Source organism: Mycobacterium sp. SP-6446, assembly GCF_001954045.1.
Taxonomy (GTDB): Bacteria; Actinomycetota; Actinomycetes; order Mycobacteriales; family Mycobacteriaceae; genus Mycobacterium.
In genome coordinates, this window is the sequence record NZ_MBEM01000003.1 from 58456 (window position 1) to 80680 (window position 22225).

The 22225-nt window shown below is 66.6% G+C and carries 22 protein-coding genes; 10 read left to right on the forward strand and 12 right to left on the reverse strand.

Features of this window, described 5'->3' with window-relative positions; translation table 11 throughout:
- Nucleotides 1–2 precede the first annotated feature (2 nt).
- Together A5736_RS00340 and A5736_RS00345 are read right to left on the reverse strand one after the other, a co-directional pair.
- A complete protein-coding gene (locus A5736_RS00340; protein WP_076243897.1) occupies nt 3–2162 on the reverse strand; it encodes an elongation factor G-like protein EF-G2 in 2160 nt (719 codons plus the stop codon).
- Between the two features lie 167 nt (nt 2163–2329).
- The gene (locus A5736_RS00345) at nt 2330–2755 is read right to left on the reverse strand and encodes a TIGR03668 family PPOX class F420-dependent oxidoreductase (protein WP_076243899.1); all 426 of its coding nucleotides are present in this window, start codon (nt 2753–2755) and stop codon (nt 2330–2332) included.
- A 46-nt stretch (nt 2756–2801) separates the two neighbouring features.
- Between A5736_RS00345 and A5736_RS00350 the strand changes: the two genes are divergently transcribed.
- From A5736_RS00350 to A5736_RS00370, 5 genes are all read left to right on the forward strand, one after another.
- A complete protein-coding gene (locus A5736_RS00350) occupies nt 2802–3254 on the forward strand; it encodes a nuclear transport factor 2 family protein (protein WP_076121436.1) in 453 nt (150 codons plus the stop codon).
- A gap of 144 nt (nt 3255–3398) precedes the next feature.
- Nucleotides 3399–4472: a S1C family serine protease gene (locus tag A5736_RS00355; protein WP_076243900.1), complete on the forward strand. Its 1074-nt coding sequence runs from the start codon at nt 3399–3401 to the stop codon at nt 4470–4472.
- Between the two features lie 109 nt (nt 4473–4581).
- Nucleotides 4582–6354, forward strand: coding sequence for a maltose alpha-D-glucosyltransferase (gene treS / locus A5736_RS00360; RefSeq protein WP_076121627.1), 1773 nt, complete (start codon nt 4582–4584; stop codon nt 6352–6354).
- Nucleotides 6351–7712: a maltokinase gene (locus A5736_RS00365; protein WP_076243902.1), complete on the forward strand. Its 1362-nt coding sequence runs from the start codon at nt 6351–6353 to the stop codon at nt 7710–7712. The genes treS and A5736_RS00365 overlap by 4 nt, the downstream gene beginning before the upstream one ends.
- Before the next feature lie 38 nt (nt 7713–7750).
- On the forward strand, nt 7751–8443 hold the full coding sequence (locus A5736_RS00370) for a YoaK family protein (RefSeq protein ID WP_076121629.1): 693 nt from the start codon (nt 7751–7753) through the stop codon (nt 8441–8443).
- 67 nt (nt 8444–8510) lie between these two features.
- On the opposite strand, the gene ag85C is transcribed toward A5736_RS00370, so the two are convergent.
- The 5 genes from ag85C to A5736_RS00395 form a co-directional block, all read right to left on the reverse strand.
- Nucleotides 8511–9503 (reverse strand): diacylglycerol acyltransferase/mycolyltransferase Ag85C, encoded by a 993-nt coding sequence (ag85C, locus tag A5736_RS00375; RefSeq protein ID WP_076121441.1) that lies wholly within the window; start codon nt 9501–9503, stop codon nt 8511–8513.
- Nucleotides 9504–9725: 222 nt separating this feature from the next.
- Nucleotides 9726–10550 carry an ABC transporter permease gene (locus tag A5736_RS00380; RefSeq protein ID WP_076243904.1) on the reverse strand — a complete coding sequence of 275 codons (825 nt, stop codon included), beginning with the start codon at nt 10548–10550 and terminating at the stop codon, nt 9726–9728.
- On the reverse strand, nt 10540–11355 hold the full coding sequence (locus tag A5736_RS00385; protein WP_076243905.1) for an ATP-binding cassette domain-containing protein: 816 nt from the start codon (nt 11353–11355) through the stop codon (nt 10540–10542). Before A5736_RS00385 ends, A5736_RS00380 begins: the two co-directional genes overlap by 11 nt.
- Nucleotides 11352–11813: a MarR family winged helix-turn-helix transcriptional regulator gene (locus A5736_RS00390; protein WP_076121447.1), complete on the reverse strand. Its 462-nt coding sequence runs from the start codon at nt 11811–11813 to the stop codon at nt 11352–11354. Before A5736_RS00390 ends, A5736_RS00385 begins: the two co-directional genes overlap by 4 nt.
- Nucleotides 11814–11884: 71 nt before the next feature.
- Complete coding sequence (locus A5736_RS00395) at nt 11885–12382, reverse strand: metallophosphoesterase (protein WP_076243907.1); 498 nt, start codon at nt 12380–12382, stop codon at nt 11885–11887.
- Nucleotides 12383–12420: 38 nt separating this feature from the next.
- Here A5736_RS00395 and A5736_RS00400 point away from each other — a divergent pair, with 38 nt between their 5' ends.
- A complete protein-coding gene (locus A5736_RS00400; protein ID WP_076243908.1) occupies nt 12421–12876 on the forward strand; it encodes a MaoC family dehydratase in 456 nt (151 codons plus the stop codon).
- Nucleotides 12877–12963: 87 nt separating this feature from the next.
- Here A5736_RS00400 and A5736_RS00405 read toward each other — a convergent pair whose 3' ends face one another.
- Nucleotides 12964–14256: an acyl-CoA dehydrogenase family protein gene (locus A5736_RS00405; protein WP_198938102.1), complete on the reverse strand. Its 1293-nt coding sequence runs from the start codon at nt 14254–14256 to the stop codon at nt 12964–12966.
- Nucleotides 14257–14355: 99 nt separating this feature from the next.
- Nucleotides 14356–15450, reverse strand: a complete 1095-nt coding sequence (locus A5736_RS00410) for a F420-dependent hydroxymycolic acid dehydrogenase (RefSeq protein ID WP_076243910.1) — start codon at nt 15448–15450, stop codon at nt 14356–14358.
- A 51-nt stretch (nt 15451–15501) separates the two neighbouring features.
- Here A5736_RS00410 and A5736_RS00415 point away from each other — a divergent pair, with 51 nt between their 5' ends.
- Complete coding sequence (locus tag A5736_RS00415; RefSeq protein WP_076243911.1) at nt 15502–16107, forward strand: GNAT family N-acetyltransferase; 606 nt, start codon at nt 15502–15504, stop codon at nt 16105–16107.
- A gap of 4 nt (nt 16108–16111) precedes the next feature.
- Here the strand turns inward: A5736_RS00415 and A5736_RS00420 are convergent, their stop codons facing one another.
- Nucleotides 16112–16786 (reverse strand): TetR family transcriptional regulator, encoded by a 675-nt coding sequence (locus A5736_RS00420; protein WP_076243913.1) that lies wholly within the window; start codon nt 16784–16786, stop codon nt 16112–16114.
- 70 nt (nt 16787–16856) lie between these two features.
- On the opposite strand from A5736_RS00420, the gene A5736_RS00425 reads away from it, so the two are divergent.
- A complete protein-coding gene (locus A5736_RS00425; RefSeq protein ID WP_076243914.1) occupies nt 16857–17972 on the forward strand; it encodes a flavin reductase family protein in 1116 nt (371 codons plus the stop codon).
- A 95-nt stretch (nt 17973–18067) separates the two neighbouring features.
- Nucleotides 18068–19168, forward strand: coding sequence for an acyl-CoA desaturase (locus tag A5736_RS00430; protein ID WP_076243916.1), 1101 nt, complete (start codon nt 18068–18070; stop codon nt 19166–19168).
- Nucleotides 19169–19258: 90 nt separating this feature from the next.
- Here A5736_RS00430 and A5736_RS00435 read toward each other — a convergent pair whose 3' ends face one another.
- The gene (locus tag A5736_RS00435; protein WP_076243917.1) at nt 19259–20365 is read right to left on the reverse strand and encodes a DUF1214 domain-containing protein; all 1107 of its coding nucleotides are present in this window, start codon (nt 20363–20365) and stop codon (nt 19259–19261) included.
- Nucleotides 20362–20937, reverse strand: a complete 576-nt coding sequence (locus A5736_RS00440) for a TetR/AcrR family transcriptional regulator (protein ID WP_076121467.1) — start codon at nt 20935–20937, stop codon at nt 20362–20364. Before A5736_RS00440 ends, A5736_RS00435 begins: the two co-directional genes overlap by 4 nt.
- A 43-nt stretch (nt 20938–20980) precedes the next feature.
- Between A5736_RS00440 and A5736_RS00445 the strand changes: the two genes are divergently transcribed.
- The gene (locus tag A5736_RS00445; protein ID WP_175611149.1) at nt 20981–22210 is read left to right on the forward strand and encodes a sulfotransferase; all 1230 of its coding nucleotides are present in this window, start codon (nt 20981–20983) and stop codon (nt 22208–22210) included.
- Nucleotides 22211–22225 lie beyond the last annotated feature (15 nt).

Below are 22225 nucleotides of genomic sequence, written 5' to 3' on the forward strand. Positions count from 1 at the left end.
GGTCAGGCCGACGTCTTCACCCTGGCGGCCGCGGATTCCGGCATGGGTTCATAGCGGGCAAACGACCGAGTGAACGACGCGGCCCCATGGGCCAGTGAGCGCAGGTCGATCGCATACCGCGTCAGCTCGACCTGAGGCACCTCGGCCCGCACCACGGTGCGTTCGTGACCGGCGGTCTCGGTACCCAGCACACGGCCGCGACGACTCGACAGGTCGCCCAGCACCGCACCGACGAAGTCGTCGGGCACCAGCACCGAGATCTCGTCGATCGGCTCGAGCAGGGTCACCTTCGTCGCGGCGGCCGCCTCCCGCAGCGCCAGCGCACCCGCCGCCTGGAACGCGAAGTCCGAGGAATCCACGCTGTGGGCCTTGCCGTCGAACAGCGTCACGCGGATGTCGACCACCGGATAACCCGCGTGCACGCCCTTTTCCATCTGCGCGCGGACGCCCTTCTCCACGCTCGGGATGAAGTTGCGCGGCACCGCGCCGCCGACCACCTTGTCGACGAACTCGAACCCGGAGCCCTCGGGCAGCGGCTCCACCTCGATGTCGCACACCGCGTACTGGCCATGTCCGCCGGATTGCTTGATGTGACGGCCATGGCCTTTTGCCTTGCCGCTGAAGGTTTCCCGCAGCGGTACCCGGAGCTCCACCGTATCCACCGTCACGCCGTAACGGTTGGACAGCGCGTCGAGGACAACGCCGGCGTGCGCTTCACCCATGCACCAGAGCACGATCTGGTGTGTTTCCTGGTTCTGCTCGATGCGCAGCGCCGGGTCTTCGGCGGCCAACCGGCCCAGCCCCACCGACAGTTTGTCCTCATCGGTTTTGGCGTGCGCCTGAATCGCAACCGGCAGCAGCGGCTCGGGCATGGTCCAGGGCCTCAGCACCAGGGGTTCGGACTTGTCCGAGAGCGTGTCGCCGGTTTCGGCGCGGCTCAGCTTGCCGATCGCGCAGATGTCGCCCGCCACGACGGCGGGCGCGCTGCGCTGCTGCTTGCCCAGCGGGAACGACAGAACCCCGATGCGTTCGTCCTCGTCATGGTCGGGGTGCGAATGACCGTTTCCGTTGGCGCCGCCGAAGAACGACGCAAAATGGCCCGACACGTGAACCGTCGCGTCGGGCCTGATGGTCCCGGAGAACACTCGGACCAGGCTGACCCGGCCGACGTAGGGGTCCGACGTCGTCTTCACCACCTCGGCCAGCAGCGGCGCATCGGCGTCACAGGCCAGCTGGGCATGCGGGGCGCCCTGCGGCGTAAACACCTCCGGTAGTGGGTGTTCCATCGGAGACGGGAATCCGCGGGTGGCGATCTCCAGCAATTCCAGGGTGCCGACGCCGGTGCCGCTGCAGACCGGGATGACCGGGAAGAACGAACCCCGGGCGACGGCCCGCTCCAGGTCCTCGATCAGGACCGACTCGTCGATCGCCTCGCCGCCGAGGTAGCGCTCCATCAGCGACTCGTCCTCGGACTCCTCGATGATTCCCTCGATCAGGGTGCCGCGCGCCTCTTCGATCCGGCCGGCGTCCGACTCGTCCGGCGATTGCGTGGTCCGCTTCCCGTTGTCGTACTTATAGTACGTCTGCGACAACAACCCGATCAGACCGCTGCAGCTGGGCAGCCCGGTCGGCAGGTAGAGCGGTAATACCTTGTCCCCGAACGCGTTTTGCGCCGCGGCCAGCGCCTCCTGGTAGTTCGCCCGGGCGTGGTCGAGCTTGGTGATCACGACGGCGCGGGGCATGCCGACCTGGTCGCACTCCTGCCAGAGGGACTTGGTCGGCTCGTCGACGCCCTCGTTCGCCGCGATCACGAACAGCGCGCAATCCGCGGCCCGCAGCCCGGCCCGCAGCTCACCCACGAAATCGGCGTATCCGGGTGTGTCCACAAGGTTGACCTTGATGCCGTCGTGCGACAGCGACGCCACCGCCACGCCCACCGACCGCTGTTGGCGGATCTCCGCGTCGTCGTAGTCGCAGACCGTCGTGCCGTCCACCACCGAGCCCGCCCGGGTCAGCACCCCGGAAGCCACCAGCAGGGCCTCGACCAGGGTGGTCTTGCCGCCGCCCGACGGCCCCACCAGCACCACGTTGCGCACATCGCGCGGACTGTTCGCGGTGGGAGCGGCTCCCGCCCCCTGGGAAGCGTTCGCCTTTTCCGCCATGACTTTCCTCCGGTTTCGCTGGCTCGCTTGGCTCGGCCCATGGGGGTCGCTCTCGCGTAAGCAACTTTTCCCCCAACTGCCGCCCAACACAAGGCCACCGACCGGTCACAAATCGGGTTGGCGGCGCGAACCGCGCAGGACCGGCAGGCCGTGTCGGCGCCGCCCGCTCAGGCGTGCCAGCTTGCCCAGCGCCGCACGGTGACCGCAATGACCGGACCGTTCAGCGAAACGGATTGGTACTGAGGGTATTTCGCGCGCAGCAGCCGATAACCCGTGTGCATCGCCGGCCCGTCGGAATGGATCGCCGCCAGACCGTCGGCGCGGACCCACCACAGCCGCGCCCAATCGTCGGCGTAGTGGTCGACGAGCAGGCTGACCTGTGGATTGCTTTCGATGTTGGCCAACCGGCGCAGCCGTTGCGTTGTTTTCGGTTTCGCATCGACCGCGGTGTAGACGACGCCACGATCGTCTGCGGGGTCGTCGTCGAGGGCGAACACCACCGGCACCAGGTGAGGTCTGCCGTCGGGCGCGACCGTGGCCAGCCGGGCCACCGGGGATTGTGTGAACCTGACCGTCGGGTCGAATTCGCCCACGACGTCAGCTTAGAAGTCAGCTTAGGAGCTGGGCTAGGTTAGCCGCATGCGAGCGGAGACGCAGATCACCAACCTGTTGTATCGCTACGCCGAATGCATAGACAGTGGCGACCTGGCCGGGGCGGCCGAGCTGTTCGGGCACGCCCGCATCCGGGTCGCCGCCGAAGAGACCGTCGATGCGGCGCAGCTGCTGAAGATCTGGAGGTCACTGATCGTCCTGCACGCCGATGGCACGCCCCGAACCAAGCACGTGACCACCAATCCGATCATCGAGGTCGACGAGGAGGCCGGCACCGCGAGTTGCCGCAGCTACTACACGGTGCTGCAGCAGACCGACGAGTCTCCGCTGCAGATAATCGTCGCGGGCCGCTACCACGACCACTTCGAACGCGTCGACGGCCGCTGGCGGTTCTCCTTCCGCGACCTGACCATGATCGACATGGTCGGCGACGTCAGCCGCCATCTCGCGCATCCCATTTCCCCGGCACGACCAGCCTGATCGCGATCAGCGATCGGCAGAGATCCCGGACTTGCCAATGCTCTGCATAGCTACCTGCACTACGGTTATACGAAGCAATGAGTGCCGCCCAGACCCGGAGCCTGGGCCGATTCTGGTTCTTACCGCGACGCAGGAGGTACGGGGATGAGCAAAGGGCACCGCCGCCCGGTCTGGTGGACATGGCTGGTCAGCGTGCTGGCTGTGGCCGGACTGAGCCTGGGCCTCACGTCGGTGCCGGCGACCGCCGCCCCCTCCGGGCCGTCCATCGCGGTCGACCGCTTCGCCGACCGGCCCCTGATACCGCTCGATCCGTCGGCGATGGTCGGTCAGGTCGGGCCGCAGGTCGTCGACATCAGCACCAAGTTCGGCTACAACAACGCCGTCGGCGCCGGAACCGGCATCGTCATCGATCCGGGCGGTGTGGTGCTGACCAACAACCACGTGATCTCGGGTGCCACCGATATCAGCGCGTTCGCCGTGGGCAACGGCCAGACGTACGGCGTCGACGTGGTCGGCTACAGCCGAAGCGCCGACGTCGCGGTCCTGCAACTGCGCGGCGGGGGTGGGCTGCCCAGCGCCGCGATCGGTGGCGGGGTCGCGGTCGGAGAGCCGGTCGTGGCGCTCGGCAATGCCGGCGGCCAGGGCGGGACGCCCAGCGCCGTGAGCGGCAAGGTCATCGCGCTCAACCAGACCGTCTCGGCGACCGACACGTTGACCGGCGCCGACGAGACGCTGGGAGGGCTGATCCAGGCCGACGCGCCGATCCGGCCCGGCGACTCAGGCGGCCCGATGGTCAACAGCAACGGTCAGGTGATCGGCATGAACACCGCGGCCACCGACAGCTACAAGATGTCCAAAGGGCAGGGCTTCGCGATTCCGATCGGCACCGCGATGGCGGTCGCCGGACAGATCCGATCGGGCGCCGGCTCGAACACGGTGCACGTCGGCCCGACCGCCTTCCTCGGCTTGGGCGTGATGGACAACGGTGGCAACGGTGCGCGCGTCGAACGCGTGGTCAACACCGGGCCCGCGGCGGCGGCCGGGATCGCACCCGGCGACGTCATCACCGGCGTCGACAACACCGCGATCAACGGGGCCACCGCGATGACGGAAGTGCTCGTGCCCCATCACCCAGGGGACACCATCGTCGTCCACTTGCGCGGAAACGGTGGTGACCGCATCGCGAACGTGACACTGGCGGAGGGACCCCCGGCCTGACTCGCGCGCGGATATCGCCCGGCGGCTCGCTAATTCGCTTGCCGCCAGGCAACTTTCCCCGCGTGATTCCGAAACTCCCGCCTCGGGTACACGTGGCATCGTGGAATTGATGAACGACGCAAGAGACGCTGTCGAACACCATCCCGCCGGGGGCAGTCACGTCGAAGGGGGCGTCGTCGAGCATCCGAGCGCCGACGATTTCGGCGCCGCCGCCGTACTGCCCGCCGATCCGACCTGGTTCAAACATGCCGTCTTCTACGAGGTGTTGGTCCGGGCGTTCTTCGACGCCAGCGCCGACGGCTGCGGCGATTTGCGTGGACTGATCGACCGCCTGGACTATCTGCAGTGGCTCGGGATCGACTGCATCTGGCTGCCGCCGTTCTACGACTCCCCACTGCGCGACGGCGGCTATGACATCCGGGACTTCTACAAAGTGCTGCCCGAATTCGGCACCGTCGACGATTTCGTCGCGCTGCTCGACGCCGCTCACCGGCGGGGCATCCGCGTCATCACCGACCTGGTGATGAACCACACCTCGGAGTCGCACCCGTGGTTTCAGGAGTCACGCCGCGATCCCGACGGGCCGTACGGCGACTACTACGTCTGGAGCGACACCAGCGACAAGTACACCGATGCCCGCATCATCTTCGTCGACACCGAAGAGTCGAACTGGACCTTCGACCCGGTCCGCCGCCAGTTCTACTGGCACCGTTTCTTCTCCCACCAGCCGGACCTGAACTACGACAACCCCGCCGTGCAGGAAGCGATGATCGACGTCATCCGCTTCTGGCTCGACCTCGGTATCGACGGATTTCGGCTGGACGCCGTGCCCTACCTGTTCGAACGCGAGGGCACCAATTGCGAGAACCTGCCCGAGACGCACGCGTTCCTCAAGCGCGTCCGCAAGGTCGTCGACGACGAGTTTCCCGGCCGGGTGCTGCTGGCCGAGGCCAACCAATGGCCGGCAGATGTCGTGGAGTATTTCGGCGACCCCAGCACCGGCGGCGACGAATGCCACATGGCATTTCACTTCCCGCTGATGCCGCGCATCTTCATGGCCGTGCGCCGGGAATCCCGGTTTCCGATCTCGGAGATCCTGGCCCAGACGCCCGAGATCCCGGACATGGCCCAGTGGGGGATCTTCCTGCGTAACCACGACGAGCTGACGCTGGAAATGGTGACCGACGAAGAACGCGACTACATGTACTCCGAGTACGCCAAGGATCCGCGGATGAAGGCGAATGTCGGAATTCGTCGCCGCCTCGCGCCCCTGCTGGACAACGACCGAAACCAGATCGAGCTGTTCACCGCGCTGCTTTTGTCGCTGCCCGGCTCGCCCGTCCTCTACTACGGCGACGAGATCGGCATGGGCGACGTGATCTGGCTCGGGGATCGCGACGGGGTGCGCACCCCGATGCAGTGGACACCGGACCGCAACGCCGGCTTCTCCACTGCCAATCCCGGTCGCCTTTACCTGCCGCCGAGCCAGGACTCGGTGTATGGCTACCAGGCCGTCAACGTGGAGGCCCAACGCGACACGTCGACGTCGCTGCTCAACTTCACCCGCACGATGCTGGCGGTCCGCCGCCGCCACGACGCCTTTGCGATCGGCACCTTCGAGGAATTGGGCGGGTCGAACCCGTCGGTCCTGGCGTTCGTGCGCCAAGCGGGGGACGACGGCGACACCGTGCTGTGCGTCAACAACCTGTCACGGTTTCCGCAGCCCATCGAACTGAGCCTGCAGCACTGGAGTGGCTACACACCCATCGAGCTGACCGGGCAGGTGGAGTTTCCGCGCATCGGCCACTTGCCGTACCTGCTGACACTGCCGGGACATGGCTTCTACTGGTTCCAGCTGTCGCCTTCCGAGGAGAACGCATGACTTCCCCAGTCGACCTGCCGGCCAAGCTGCCTTGGTCCGAATGGCTGCCACAGCAGCGCTGGTACGCCGGGCGCAACCGAGAACTTCTCGCCGCGGAGGCGGGCTTGGTCGTCCCGCTGCGGGAGGATCTCGATCTGGTGCTGGTCGACGCCGACTACGCCGACGGTTCCGCGGAGCGTTACCAGGTGATCGTGGGGTGGGACTTTGCGCCGCTGTCCGAGTACAGCACGGTCGCCACGATCGGCGCGGCCGATGACCGGACCGGAATCGACGCCCTCTACGACGCCGACGCACCGCAATTTCTGCTGTCATTGATCGACTCGTCGGCCGCGCGCGCCTCGTCGGGGGGCGAGCTGAGGTTCGTGAAGGAACCCGACGTCGAACTCCCGCTGGAGGCCATGCCCCACGTCTCGGATGCCGAGCAGAGCAACACCAGCGTGATCTTCGATCGGGACGCGATCTTCAAGGTTTTCCGTCGGGTCAGCAGCGGCATCAACCCCGACATCGAACTGAACCGGGTACTCGGCCGGGCCGGCAACCCGCACGTCGCCCGGCTGCTGGGTACCTACGAGATCGACGCGCCGGACGTGTTCGGCGACCAGACATGCCCACTGGGCATGGTCACCGAGTTCGCGTCCAACGCGGCCGAAGGTTGGGCGATGGCCACCGCCAGCGTGCGTGACCTGTTCGCGGAGGCCGATTTGTATGCCTACGAAGTCGGCGGCGATTTCGCCGGCGAGTCCAACCGGCTCGGCGAAGCCGTCGCATCCGTGCACGCCACCCTGGCCGAGTGTCTCGGGACGGCGCAGGTGAATTTCCCGCTGGACAACGTCTTGGCGCGGCTGTCGTCGACCGTGGCACTCGTCCCCGAACTGCGGGAGTACGCCCCGACGATCGAAGAGCGATTCGGCAAGCTCGCCGACGAGGCGATCACCGTGCAGCGGATCCACGGCGACCTGCATCTGGGACAGGTGCTGCGTACCCCGGAGAGCTGGCTGCTGATCGACTTCGAGGGTGAGCCCGGTCAGCCGTTGGACGAGCGGCGGGCACCCGATTCACCCTTGCGCGACGTGGCCGGGGTCTTGCGCTCGTTCGAATACGCGGCCTACGGCCCGCTGGTGGACCAGGCGGACGACAAACAACTGGCCGCCCGCGCCCGCGAATGGGTCGAGCGCAACCGCACCGCGTTCTGCGACGGCTACGCCGCCGCGTCGGGCATCGACCCGAGGGATTCGGCCTTGCTGCTGGCCGCGTACGAACTCGACAAGGCGGTCTACGAGGCCGGCTACGAGGCGCGGCATCGGCCCGGGTGGCTGCCGATCCCGCTGCGGTCCATCGCGCGGCTCACGGCCGTGTAGCGCCCGCTCCGGCGCCGGCGGTCTGCAAGCATGTCCGTGTGGCGAGTGAGATTTTCGACAGTGAGGCGCGATTGTCGTGGGTGCTGGCCGGGCTGGCCGGTGTGCTGGGGGCGACGGCGTTTACCCATTCCGCAGGCTATTTCGTGACGTTCATGACCGGGAACGCCCAACGCGCCGTGTTGGGCTACTTCCGCGACGACGTGGTGCTGTCCATCACCGCCGCGCTGCTGATGCTGTGCTTCGTGGCGGGCGTGGTGGTCGCGTCTGTGTGCAGGCGGCATTTCTGGGTGGCACATCCGCACGGCCCGACGGTACTGACGACCTTCAGTCTGCTGGCCGCCACGATGGTCGACGTCATCGACGAGGGATGGAAAGACAATCCCCTTGATTTCGCGCCAATCATGCTGGTGGTCTTCGGTATTGGCGCCTTGAACACGTCGTTCGTCAAGAATGGCGAGGTGTCGGTTCCGTTGAGTTACGTGACCGGCACGTTGGTCAAGATGGGCCAGGGCATCGAACGCCACATCGCCGGGGGGAGCGCATCGGACTGGCTCGGCTACTTCCTGCTTTTCGCGAGCTTCGTCGCGGGCGCGACCGCGGGCGGGGCTATCAGCCTGATCGTCAACGGCACCTTGATGCTGGTGGTCGCCTCGGCGGTGTGCGCGCTGACCACCGGATATACCTACTTTCACCAGGATCGCCGGGCCCTGCTAGACGAGTCGGGGCAGTGAAAAAGCATCGGCAGCAGCGCTGACCGGGGCGCTGCTGCCGATGCTGACTAGGGGCGTCAGGCGGCTCTTAGGCGGAGTTGTTGCCGCTGTTGAGCACCTGAATGATGTCGGGCTTCATCGCAACCAACTGGGCGTTCCAGTAGGGCCACGAATGAGTCCCGTTGGCCGGGAAGTTGAACACGCCGTTGCGTCCACCCGCGGCCACGTAGTTGTTCTGGAAGGTTTCGTTGGTGCGCAGCGTCAGGCCCTCCAGGAACTTCGCCGGCATGTTGTCGCCACCGAGGTCGCTGGGTGTGCCGTTGCCGCAGTACATCCAGATCCGGGTGTTGTTGGCGACCAGCCGCGGAATCTGGACCATCGGGTCGTTGCGCTTCCACGCCGGGTCGGAGGACGGACCCCACATGCTGTTGGCGTTGTAACCGCCCGAGTCGGTCATCGCCAACCCGATCAGCGTCGGCCACCAGCCCTCGGAGGGGTTGACGAAGCCCGACAGCGAAGCGGCGTACGGGAACTGCTGCGGGTAGTACGCGGCCAGGATCAGCGAAGAGCCGCCCGACATCGACAGACCCACCACGGCGTTGCCGAACGGCGAAACCTGCTTGTTCGCCTGCAGCCAGGTGGGCATCTCCTGGGTCAGGAACGTCTCCCACTTATAGGTGTAGTTCTGGCCGTTGCCCTGCGACGGCTGGTACCAGTTGCTGTAGAAGCTGGACTGGCCGCCGACGGGCATGATCACCGACAGCCCGGACTGATAGAACTCCTCGAAGGCCGGCGTGTTGATGTCCCAGCCGTTGTAGTCGTCCTGGGCCCGCAGCCCGTCGAGCAGGTAGACCGCGTGCGGCCCGCCGCCCTGGAACTGGACCTTGATGTTGCGGCCCATCGACGGCGACGGCACCTGCAGATATTCCACTGGAAGACCCGGCTTGGAGAATGCCCCCGCGATCGCCGAGCCGCCGACGACACCGACCAGACCGCTCAACAGGGCGGCCCCGATGGCCGCGACAGCCAGCCGGCGCGGCATGGTTGCCGCTGCGCCACGCAATTTCTCAACGAACTTCATAGCTCCTACCCATCCTTCATCTGCCGCGAGCAGCGGTCGAATCCGTTCTCGGGGAGTGAAACACAGCGACAGCGCGCAAATCGGCTGTCACGGCCGGAGTTTGAAGTCGCGGTTAGGCAACGATTGGGCGTCGGCCCGAAATCGTCACGCTCCGATCACAATTGGCTATCGGAAGCGCCCCGCCGCCTTCACATGAGATGGCAACTGCGCTATCGCATTCCGCTACGCAACGAGGCGGCGCGACAGTGTCGAGGCCGTCGCGATTCCGATGACCGCAGCCACCACCAACACGACGATGTCCAACGGGTTCAGTGGCGCGCCGATCAAGAAGGCCCGCAGGGCGTCGACCTCGTAGCTCAACGGGTTGACCACGCTCAGCGCGTGCAACCACCCCGGCATCACGTCGACCGGGTACAACGCATTGGAGGCGAAGAACAGCGGCATCGTGATGGCCTGCCCGATGCCCATCAGCCGATCGCGACTGCGAACCAGCCCGGCCAGCGTCATCGACAGGCAGGCGAAGAACGCGGCACCGAGCATGACGGTCGCCATCGCCGCCAGCACCCGCAGCGGATTCATGGTCAGCCCGATGCCCATCACATACGCCAGCGCCAGCACGCCGACAACCTGTGCGACCGATCGCACCCCGGCCGCGAAGGCCTTTCCGGTGATGAGCGCCGACGCGGGCGACGGTGTCACCATGAGTTTGGCGAGCACGCCGGCGTCGCGGTCCCAGATGATCTGGATGCCATAGAAGATCGAGATGAACAGCGCCGACTGGGCGATGATGCCGGGCGCCAGGAAGGCCAGATAGGACACCGACCCGGTGTTAATTACGTGCAACTTGCTGAACGTGGTACCGAAGATCAGCAGCCACAGCGCCGGTTGAATCATGCGGGTGAGAAGTTCCGTCCGGTCGTGCTGCAGCTTCTGCATTTCCACGATGGCGAATGCCCCGATGCGGCCCGCTGTCGCGCGGACTCGTTGCCATCCGCGCGGCGCGCGAATTACGACCGCCGGGGCTGTGCAGGCATGGTTAACTGGCACGGCTGGCAACCCTTCTGCTGGACCGGATTTCGCGGAAATCGGACGGCGCCTGCGTGAGATCGGAGGCGGCGTAGTGCCGGAACACGTCCTCGAGCGTCGCGCCGGGCGACACCTTGGATACCCGGGCCTTCAAGTCGGCGGGCGTACCCACCGCGCGCAATACGCCGCGATGCATCAGCGCGACGCGATCGCACAACGCGTCGGCCTCTTCCATGTAATGGGTGGTGAGCAATACGGTCATGCCGAACCGCGCCTGCATGTTCCGCACTTGGGTCCACACGCCGTCGCGGGCGATGGGGTCCAGCCCGACCGTCGGCTCGTCGAGCACCAGCAGTGACGGGCGGTTGACCAGGGCCTGCGCCACCTCCAACCGGCGCACCATGCCGCCCGAGTAGGTCCCCGCCAGCCGTTCGGCCACGTCGAGCAGCTCCATGGCGGCCAGCGCCTGTTCGACGCGCTCGGCGCGATCGGCGCGGGACACCCCGTACAGCCGGGCGAACCACTCCACGTTCTGGCGACCCGTTAAGGCCGGCTCGATCGAAAGCTGTTGTGGCACATAGCCGATATTGCTCCGGATATCTGTGGTCTGGCGGCGGGAGTCCAGCCCAAAGACGCGCAGCTCACCCTGCTGGATGGGGGCTAGCGTGGTGAGCATTCGGACCAGGGTGGTCTTTCCTGCGCCGTTGGGGCCCAGCAGGCCCATCGTCTCGCCGGGGCGTACTTGCAATGTCAGGTCGTCGACCGCGGTGAACTGGCCATAGCGGTAGGTCAGGTTCCGGCAGTCGATCGCCATCGGCAGGCTCATGAGCGTCGCTCCTGCAATAGTCGGGTCATCGTGTCCAGGACCTCCAATCCCTTTGTCAGAGATTCGATTTGGTCCTCGTCCAGTTCGCCGAGCACCTCGGACATCAGCGCTCGCCGCGCGGCGCGTGATGCGTCGACGACCTGCTGGGTGGGCTCGGCGAGCCGTAGCTGGCAGGCGCGCCGGTCGGTCTCGTCCACGGTCCGGATCAGCCACCCGTTCGCCACCAGCTTGGAGACCAGGGTTGAGGCGGTGTTGGGCACCAGCCCTAGCTCCGCGGCGGCGCGGCGCACCGAGATCCCCGGTCGCCGCCCGACGAGCCACAACAGCTCGGACTGCGACTCGGTGAGCCGCCCGGAATCCAGGCCGCGACCGGCCGATCGGCGGAGCTGCCGGCGCAGTCTTCCGACCACGCCGAACACCTCGGTGACCAAGTCGGTGCGCGTCTGCATAAGGTCCATAATAGCTCTGTTTCCGAGCTAAATATGTGTGCGAGCTGTGCGGGGGTTAGACATCAGCTACTTTTCGGGAGCTACTTTTCGAGGCGATGGAGATCGACGCCGGTGAGCACCCCATTGTCGACGCTCGCGGTCATGTAAGTGCAGAACGGTTGCCGTCGCCGATCGGTGGGAGAACCGGGATTGAGCAGCCGCAACCCCGTTTGTGTGGTCGTATCCCACGGGATGTGACTGTGCCCGAACACCAGCACATCGCTGTCGGGATAGAGCCGCGACATGCGGGCCTCACGTCCCGCCGCGGCGCCCGTCTCATGAACCACGGTGAGGTGCAGGCCCTCCAGCTTCGCGTCGGCCCGTTCGGGCAACCGCGCGCGCAGCGCGGGCCCGTCGTTGTTGCCCCAGCACGCCACCAGCCGGGCGGCCCTGGCTTCGAGCTCGTCGAGCAGCTCGGGCACGACCCAGTCGCCCGCGTGCACGACCACATCCGCGTCGGCGACCTCGTCCCACACCCGCGTGGGCAGGTCGCGAGCCCGGCGCGGGACGTGGGTATCGGCGATCAGCAGCAGCCTCACGAGTTCTATGCTTACCCGCGAGCAGAGGAGAACACCGAATGCGCACCTTCGAGTCAGTCGCCGACCTCGCCGCCGCGGCGGGCGAGACCATCGGGCAGAGCGACTGGGTGACCATCACCCAGAAAGACGTCAATCTGTTTGCGGACGCGACCGGCGATCACCAATGGATCCACGTCGACCCGGAGAAAGCGGCCGCCGGCCCGTTCGGCGGCACCATCGCCCACGGCTTCATGACCCTGTCGTTGTTGCCGCGCCTGCAGCACCAGATGTACACGGTCAACGGCATCAAGCTCGCGATCAACTACGGCCTCAACAAGGTTCGCTTCCCGGCGCCGGTACCGGTCGGCTCCCGGGTGCGGGCGCAGAGCTCACTGGTCAGCGTCGACGATCTCGGCAACGGTGCGGTGCAGGCGATCGTGTCGACCACCGTCGAGATCGATGGATCGCCGAAGCCGGCGTGCGTGGCCGAAAGTATCGTCCGCTACATCTCCTGACGCAGCTGCGCCGTCGCCGAGATTGCCGCCATGGCTGTGGTCGGCGCCCGAATCACGACCCTCACGGCAATCTCGCCGCGCGCGCCGTCAGAACTCGGCGATCGAGTGTTCCAGGCGCTCGGCCAGCCGGGCCTGGGCCTCCGCGCGCCGGGTGGGGATGTGCTGCGACGGGAAAGGCGTTGTTACGGGCTGATATTCGCGCAACGTCCGGCGGGCGACCGTCATCTTGTGCAATTCGGTGGCGCCGTCGGCGATGCCCAGTGATTCGGCGGCCACCAGCATCTTGACGAACGGCATCTCGTCGGAGACGCCGAGCGCGCCGTGCAGGTGCAGCGCGCGCTGCGCGACATCGTGGAGCACCTGGGGCATGGCGACCTTCACCGCGGCGATGTCGCGGCGCACCTTCTGGTAGTCGTGATGCTTGTCGATCAACCACGCGGTGCGCAGCACCAGCAGCCGGAACTGCTCGATCTGAATCCAGCTGTCGGCGATCTTTTCCTGCGTCATCTGGAAGTCGGACAGATGGCCATTCCTGGTCTTGCGTGACACCGCACGCTCGCACATCATATCAAAAGCCTTGCGCGCCAACGCGATTGTACGCATCGCATGGTGGATGCGGCCGCCGCCGAGGCGGGTCTGCGCGATCATGAAGGCCGATCCCTCGCCGCCCAGCACATGATCGGCCGGTACCCGGACCTCGTTGTAACGGACGTAGCCATGCGAGCCGTGCTTCGACTCGCCTCCCACCCCGACGTTGCGGATGATCTCGATGCCCGGCGTCTCGCCCGGAACGATGAACAGCGACATCTTGTCGTAGGTGCGCGCGTCGGGCTTGGTGACGGCCATGACGATGAAGAACGACGCATGCTTGGCGTTGGAGGAGAACCACTTCTCGCCGTTGATCACCCAGTCGTCACCGTCGCGGGTTGCGCTCGTCACGAACATCCCGGGATCGGAGCCGCCCTGCGGCTCGGTCATCGAGTAGCAGGAGGAGATCTCGCCATCGAGCAGTGGCTGCAAGTAGCGCGCCTTCTGCTCGTCGGTGCCGAACAGCGCGAGGATCTCGGCGTTGCCCGAGTCGGGTGCCTGGCAGCCGAACACAGACGGGGCCCAACGGGAGCGCCCGAGGATTTCGTTGAGCAGCGCGAGCTTGACCTGGCCGAAGCCCTGACCGCCGAGCTCGGGCCCCAGATGCGCGGCCCACAGACCTTGCTCCTTTACCTGCTGCTGTAGCGGCCGCAGGATGGCCATCATCTCGGCGTTCTGTTTGTCGTAAGGATCAAGGGCGACCAGATCGAGCGGTTCCAGCTCGTCGACCATGAATTTCTCGACCCAGTCCAGCTTCGCCTGGTATTCGGGGTCCGTTTCGAAGTCCCACACCGTGGCCAACCGTTCCCCGGCGCAGCGTCGCGCCGGCCTCGTTGATGGAGTCATCGTAGATGCGCCCGCGCAGACACCTCGACGCGGCGCCGCTAACCACTAGTGCAGCTTGGGGAGCACGTTGGTGCGGTAGAAGTGAATCGCTGCGATGGGGTCGTCCTGCGGGAAGTGCAAAAACGGGACGGCACCGGCGTCGAGCACCGCTTGCACCGCAGTGACGTGTGTTCCCGGGTCGGTGCCGACCGTCCAGTTGGCGAGCACCTTGTCGATCGGGTTCGATTCGGCGGCGCGCTGTATCTCGACGGGATTGGGCTGGTCGACGGCCCCGGCGGTGAACCGCCACTGGGCGGCGGCGCGGGCGGCTTCCGCGCCGTCGCCGACGACGGCGAACATTTCGGCGCGCTTACCCAGGCCGGCGGGATCGCGGCCCGCGGCTTTCGCGCCGGCGGCGAAAGCGGCGAGCAGCTTCGAATTGGTCACGTCGTGGGCCTGGGTGATCCATCCGTCGCCGTACTGGCCGGCCAGTGTCGCGCTTTTGGGCCCACCGGCCGCCACGAAGATCGGTGGAGGCGTTTCGGGCACGTCGTAGAGTTTCAGCGAGTTCGTCTGAAAATAGCGGCCGGGGAAGGAAATTCGTGAGCCGCTCCACAGCTGGCGGATCAATCCGATGGCCTCGACCAATCGGTCGTGGCGCTCGGTGTAGTTACCGAACGTGTTGGTCGTGGCCTGTTCGTTGAGCCGCTCGCCGGTGCCGACGCCCAAGAACACCCGTCCTGGATTGAGGATCGCCAGCGAGGCGAACGCCTGCGCTACCGTCGCTGGGTGATAGCGGTAGGTGGGGCAGGTCACGCCGGTGCCGAAGGAAACGCGACTCGTGTTGGTACCGACCAACGCCAGCGTCAGCCACGGGAACATCGAATGGCCCTCGTTGTCCTGCCAGGGCTGGATGTGGTCGCTCGCCCACACGTATTGGAAACCCGCCTCTTCGGCCGCTCGGGCTTGCGCCACCAGCCGATCGGTGCGGAACTGCTCGTGCGAGAGCACGAACCCCACACCCTTGCCCGCCGGCGGCGGCGTCGTAGGCCCGGCGTGGTCGGCCCCGGGTTTGCCGCACGCGCCCGACAATCCGGTCGTTCCGAGCACGCCCGCACCCGCGGCCATCCGGCCGAACGTCCGACGTGAGATGCCAGTCATCGGGCCGGAATACCCGCCGCTCCGGCGACGACACTCGCTAGCCTGACTTGTGTGAGTCCACAGGCGCGCCCGGCGCGTAAAGACGATCTCGGCGCGCTGGCGCACACGTTGGCCCGCGCGTTCTACGACGATCCGGTGATGATCTGGCTCCTCCCCGACGAGAAGGCCCGGATCGCGCAACTGCGTCGCATGTTCACGGCGATGACCCGGCACCACCATCTGGCCCTCGGCGGCGTGGAGGTGGCCTGCGACGGGCCGGGCGTGGGCGCGGCGGCGCTGTGGGATCCGCCGAATCACTGGCAGGAAACGCGGTGGGGGCAGTGGGCGATGAAACCGACGTTCATCCGCGTATTCGGTCTTCGGTCGATGCGGGGACGCGCGGTGCAGGAACTGATGAAACGCGTCCACCCCGAAGAGCCGCACTGGTATCTGGCCGTGATCGGTAGCGATCCGTTGGTACGCGGCCAGGGCTTCGGTCAGGTCCTGATGCGGTCCCGCCTGGACCGCGTTGACGCCGAACACGCACCGGCCTATCTCGAGTCGACCAAAAGCGAAAACGTGCCGTATTACGAACGTTTCGGCTTCACGGTGACCCGTGAGATCGTGCTCCCGGACGGCGGCCCGACGATGTGGGCAATGTGGCGGGCGCCGCGGTAGCGGTTCACGGGCTGCTGCGCCAGCCGGCGATGCCGATGGTGATCAACCGCAGTTGTTTGACCGCAAGCCGGCGCACGTCTTCCAGCGCCTCGGTGCTCTGGGCGTCCTCGATGGCCTCGGCGATCACGATCATCGCGTTGACGAACAGCGTCGCCAGCACGTTGAGATCCTCGGTGCTCCATTCGTGCAGGCCGGGAAATCGCGCCAGGTCGGTGGCCAGCTCCGAGGTGATCAGGCGCAGCTCGGTGCGGATCGCATAGCGCAGCACGGTGACTCCGCCCGAGCGCTCCCGATAGATAAACCGCCAGTGCTCGCGGCGTTCGGTGATGCTGGCGACGACGATCTCGACCGACGACTCGATCACGCGGGTGGGGTCGAGCTTGCCCGCCCGCGCCCCGCGCAGGGTGTCCCGCAGCGTGCGAAACGACTCATCGATCAACACCAGCCCGAGCGCCTCCATCGACTCGAAATGGCGATAGAACGCGGCGGGCACGATCCCGACCTCCCGCGTCACCTCACGCAAGCTCAGGCTGGAAAAGCTGCGGTCCTGCAGCAGCTTGAGGGCCGCGGCGATGATGGCACGCCTGGTGGCCTCCTTGCGCTCGCCGCGCGAGGGGCTTTCGCGTGCGCCGTCGCGGCCGGACTTACGCGACCGTGAGCCAGGAGTACGACTGTTCACTATTGTGAACCCTACCACATACGGGTAGAAACCCTTGACTAGCTGGGTCAGACGGGCGCACGGTGTACATATGTTCACTCAAACCGCTCAGACCTCCGGTCGGCGCTTTGTCAAAGCTTTCCAGAAGCGAGTCCTGGGTTCCGACCTGGTCGGCTTGCTCACGGGTCCCCACGGCGTCGACCGCTACACCGAGCTGGTCGCGCCGACCTGGACGTCGGGAGACGGCCGCGCCAAAGTCGTCGACGTCCGCAGGACCACTCCGCGCAGCGTCACCCTCACCCTCGCTCCGAACGAGGCCTTCGCATCAGCCCATACCATCGAGGCGGGTCAGTACGTCAACGTCACCGTCGACATCGACGGCCGCCGGCACACCCGCTGCTACTCGCCTGCCAACGCCGAAGGCAGCTCGTACCTGGAGCTGACGATCGGTCACCACGACGGCGGGGTGGTCTCGACCTACCTGTACGAGCGCGCCCGTCGCGGCATGGTGGTCGGCCTGGCAGGCGTCGGCGGGGACTTTGTGTTGCCGGCGCAGCGACCGCGGCGCATCCTGTTCGTCTCCGGCGGAAGCGGCATCACGCCCGTCATGGCGATGCTGCGGACGCTGATCGCCGAGCGCCATCCGCAAACCCCTGGAGCCGAGGTCGCGTTCATCCACTACGCGCGCAGCGCCGCTGAGGCGTGCTATCGCGAGGAACTTGCCGCCCATAACGGCCTGCCCGGGGTGCGGGTGCTGCACGGTTACACCCGATCCGACGACGGCGATTTGACCGGCCGCTTCGGGCGCGAGCACCTGGACGCCGCGATGCCTTCGCCGGATGTGGTATTCGTCTGCGGGCCAACGGCATTGGTCGAGGCGGTCCGCGAGCACTGCGACAACGTGCACACCGAAAGCTTCGTGCCGCCGGCCTTCGAGCCGTCGGCGAACCCATCCGGTGGCCGAATCACGTTCGCGGACAGCGGCATTGATGTCGTCGACGACGGCCGCTCGCTGCTGGAACAGGCCGAATCAGCCGGCCTGACCCCCGAGAACGGCTGCCGCATGGGAATCTGCCACACCTGCACCCGGCGCAAGACGGCCGGCACGGTGCGCAACCTGGTCACCGGCGCGGTCTCGACCTGCCCCGACGAGGACGTCCAGATCTGCGTGTCCGTCCCCGTCGGCGACGTCGACCTATCCCTTTAGGCCAATAAATGTGCGCGAGTGTGAATCTGGCGACGCCCACGCGGCGTGTCGCGTCGCGAAATTCACAGTCGCGGTGGACCTCGAAAGGAGTTCCCATGACACCCAACAAGATCACCCTGACCCCGGAACAGGCCGACGCCTTCGGCCGCGAACTCGACGCCATCAAGGAACGCGTGATGGCGGACCTGGGCGAGAAGGACGCCGACTACATCCGCCGCGTCATCAAGGCCCAGCGCGCGCTGGAGGTCGGCGGACGTGCCCTGTTGTTCCTGCCCCCGGCCTGGCTGGTGGGCACCGCGATGCTGGGCGTCGCGAAAATCCTGGACAACATGGAGATCGGGCACAACATCATGCACGGCCAGTACGACTGGATGCGTGACCCGACGATCTCCGGGCGTTCCTTCGAATGGGACACCGCCTGCCCGGCCGACCAGTGGCGGCACTCGCACAACTACATGCACCACACCCACACCAACATCGTGGGGATGGACCGCGACATCGGCTACGGCATCCTGCGGATGAGCGAGGACCAGCGCTGGACCCCGTACTTCCTGGGCAACCCGGTCTACGCCTTCCTGCTGATGGTGTTGTTCCAGTACGGCGTCGCGCTGCACGAGCTGGAAACCGAGCGCATCCGCTCCGGCGAGATCAGCCTGGACGACAAGCGAGAGGTCCTTCGGGCCATCTGGAAGAAGACACGCCGGCAGTCGCTCAAGGACTACGTCGCCTTCCCGCTGCTGGCCGGTCCGTTCGCACCGTTCGTCTTCGCCGGCAACCTGACGGCCAACCTGATGCGCAACGTGTGGTCCTACATGATCATCTTCTGCGGCCACTTCCCGGACGGCACACAGGAATTCACCGTCGAGGAGACCAAGGACGAATCCCGCGGCATGTGGTACTTCCGCCAGGTGCTCGGCTCGGCGAATCTGACCGGGGGCAGGCTCTTCCACCTGCTGTCCGGCAACCTGTCGCACCAGATCGAGCACCACTTGTTCCCGGACATGCCGGCGCGCCGGTACGCCGAGATCGCACCCGAGGTGCAGGAGATCTGCGCGCGCTATGGCATTCCCTACAACAAGGGCCCGCTGCTGCGGCAGTTCGGCACCGTCGTCCGCAAGATCGTCAAGCTGAGCTTCCCGGGGTCTCGGAGAGACACCGCCGGCGACCCTGTCGATGTCGTTCGTGGGGCCGCTTGATCGTCGCCGAACGTGAACTGGTGGAGGCTTTTTCGCAGAAATCTCGCCACAGTTTCACGCTCGGCGGGTTAGGTGGCGGCGCTCGGCAGGTCAGGTGACGGCGGTGGGGGCGTCCGACGCCTTCACCAGTTTCACCTCGGGCCTTGCCGGCACACCGTCGGCAAGGAACCATCGGAAGGCAAGGTTGCCGCGCGGATAGCCCAGCGCTGTCAGTGAATTCGGGTGGGCCGTGGTCCCGCGGGACAAGACGATAGTCACCGAGCCGTCGCTGTTGAGCGCGGCGCTGTGGCCGTTGATGGAGCAGCGGGCATCCGACGCGCCGAACGTGGCCATGAACTGATTCCACACCACCAGGTTCCAGAACCTGCACGACGGAGGTTGGTGCGTGATGACCAGGGCTTCGTCGTCGTCGAGCACGAAGCTGCCGTAGGAGTAGCAGGCGTCGCGCGCCGACCAGCCGAAGTTGGCGTCGGGCACTTGATACGGAGCGGCAAATTCGTTTGCGGCGTGCGCGGTCTCGTGCCCGAGTCCGTGCTCATCGTCGGCCCGCGTGCCGACGGCCAGTGGAATGATGGCAAACATCGTGCGCAACCAGGCCGCCGTCGCCCGCAGCCGGGCAGCGGTTTCGGCATCGCCGTGTCGTATCGGTTCCGCCTCGTCGAGAGCCTCGATCTGCCAGGCAACCGGGCGCCCGGTCAGCGGGTCGGCTTGGTAGTCACGGGTCATCAGCACGGCCGCGTCCGGTGTCGCGGGGAATTCGAAGCTGAAGTTGCCCTGCGCGTCGACGTCGAGGTCGGTGTCCCGGACGATCGCCACCACCCGGTCCGACCATGCCCCGGGCGACGGTTCGTTGTACGCCGTCACCGAAAAGTACACGCTGTCACCCTTGTTGCCGCTGATGCGGTAGCGCCGGTTCGGATCGACCGGGCACAGGAAGTAGTAGGCGTCGGTGTTGTCGCCGCCCCAGCGACGATCGCGGCGGAACGGGGTGTTGACCGCGACGAACTGCGGGTGACCGGGCTCGGGGAACAGGTACGTGTCGAACGCCACGCCCAAGGTGGTGGCGAGCATGCGGTAGCCGTCGGCGACGTGCCGGTCGTCGGTGACCGCTCGGTCGCCCTCGAGGAAGGAGCGGTCGAGCTCGCCGATCATGGTCACCAGCTCGCGCCACGCGGCGGTCGACTCGTGTTCGGTCATGCACGGATTCCTTTCAGCAGCAACGTGGTTGTGCGTTCGACCCAGGCGTCATCGAGTTCGGCGCCGCGGGTGAGCAAGCCCAGTAGCGTGATGCCGGCGATGGCCTCCGCCAGTTCGGCGGCCGTCACGTCGGGGCGGACCTCGCCGGCGGCCGCGGCGGCCTCGAGCCGCTCGGCGAGACCACCGCCGATGATGCCGGCGAACCGCTCCAGGAGCGCAGAATGCAGGGTCGGATCCGCTGCCATCTCGCCGACCAGCCCGGGCAGGGCCGCCCTGGCCGCCGGTGTGGTGAGGACGGCCATCGAACGGCGCACCATTTCGCGCAGGTCCTCGGGCAGCGAACCGGTATCGGGAATCTCGGTTGCGGCGCCGATCGGGAACACGGCCTCGTGCACCAGATGGGCCTTGCTCGGCCAGCGCCGGTAGATCGCGGGCTTGCTGGTACCGGCCCGCTCGGCGATGGCGGACACCAACAGGCCGGGATAGCCGGTCTCGGCGAGGAGTTCGATCGTCGCGCGCAGCACCGCGCCGTCGATACGTGGGTCACGGGGGCGACCGAGGTCTACTACCATTACGAAACTCAGAGTAACATAAGTCGCCGTGACCGAAGCCGCGATGCACGTCCGCCTCGACGACCTGGCCCAGCCCAGGTTCAGCGCCGAGGCGCAGCAGATCCTCGACATGATGGCCGCGATGGCCCCGCACTGCCCGCTGGACGCCGACGCGTTGCATGCGCAGGCCAGCTCCGACACCGGCCTGGACGATTTCGGCCGAGACGACTACCGAGAACGGCTCGACGTCTACCTCGGCGCGCTGCGGGACATCGACGGCCTGCACGGCGCCGGGGTCGTCAACTTCTACGGGCAGCTACTGCAATTGCTCAAGAACCGGCTGCTGCTGACCGACCTCGTGGGACGGCATCCCGAGATCGACGACATCGAGCTGCGGGCGCCGGTCGTGATCGCCGGTCTGCCACGCACCGGCACCACCCACTTGCACAATCTGCTGGCTGCGCCGCCGACCTTCCGAACGATGCCGTATTGGGAAAGCGTCGAACCGTTCCCGCTGCCGCAGGAGGCGGGTCTGGACCCGGATCCTCGGCGGGCGCGGATGGACGTCGCGATCAGCGTGCTCAACACCGTGATGCCGCATTTCGCGCTCATGCACGAGATGACCACCGACCACGTCCACGAGGAGATCCAGCTCCTGGCCAACGACTTCTCGACGATGCTCTTCGAGACGCTCGGCGACGTGCCGCGCTGGCGCGACTACTACCAGGCCCACGACCAGACGCCGCACTACGAGTACCTCGCGCGCCAACTCAAGGCGATGCAGTTCCTGCGCGGCGGCCGGCGTTGGCTGCTGAAGTCGCCCCAGCACCTCGAGCAGGTGCCGGTGCTGAATCGCGTCTTCCCCGACAGCATCGTCGTGTTCACCCATCGCGACCCGGTGCCGGTCGCGTTGTCGATGATCGCGATGATCACCTACTCCGCCCGCATGCACCGGTCCCCGGTGCCGGTGCAGCGGATCGCGAGCTTCTGGATCGACCGTCTGGAGGACATGCTCGGCGCGCTTGTCCGGGATCGCGACACCATCGGTCCGGACCGCTCGATCGACATCCGTTTCGATCACTTCATGGCCGACGAACTCGGCGTCGCCGAGCGGGTCTACGCGCTGGCCGGTGAACCGTTCACCGAGGAGGTGCGCGCGGCAATCGGGGACTACCTGTCGGGCCACCAGCGCGGCCGGCTGGGCAACGTCGAGACGTCGTGCGAGATGTTCGGGCTGACGCAGGACGATCTGCGGGCGCGCTTCGCGCCCTACGTCGAGCGCTTTCTGACATAAGGCGTCCGCTACCTT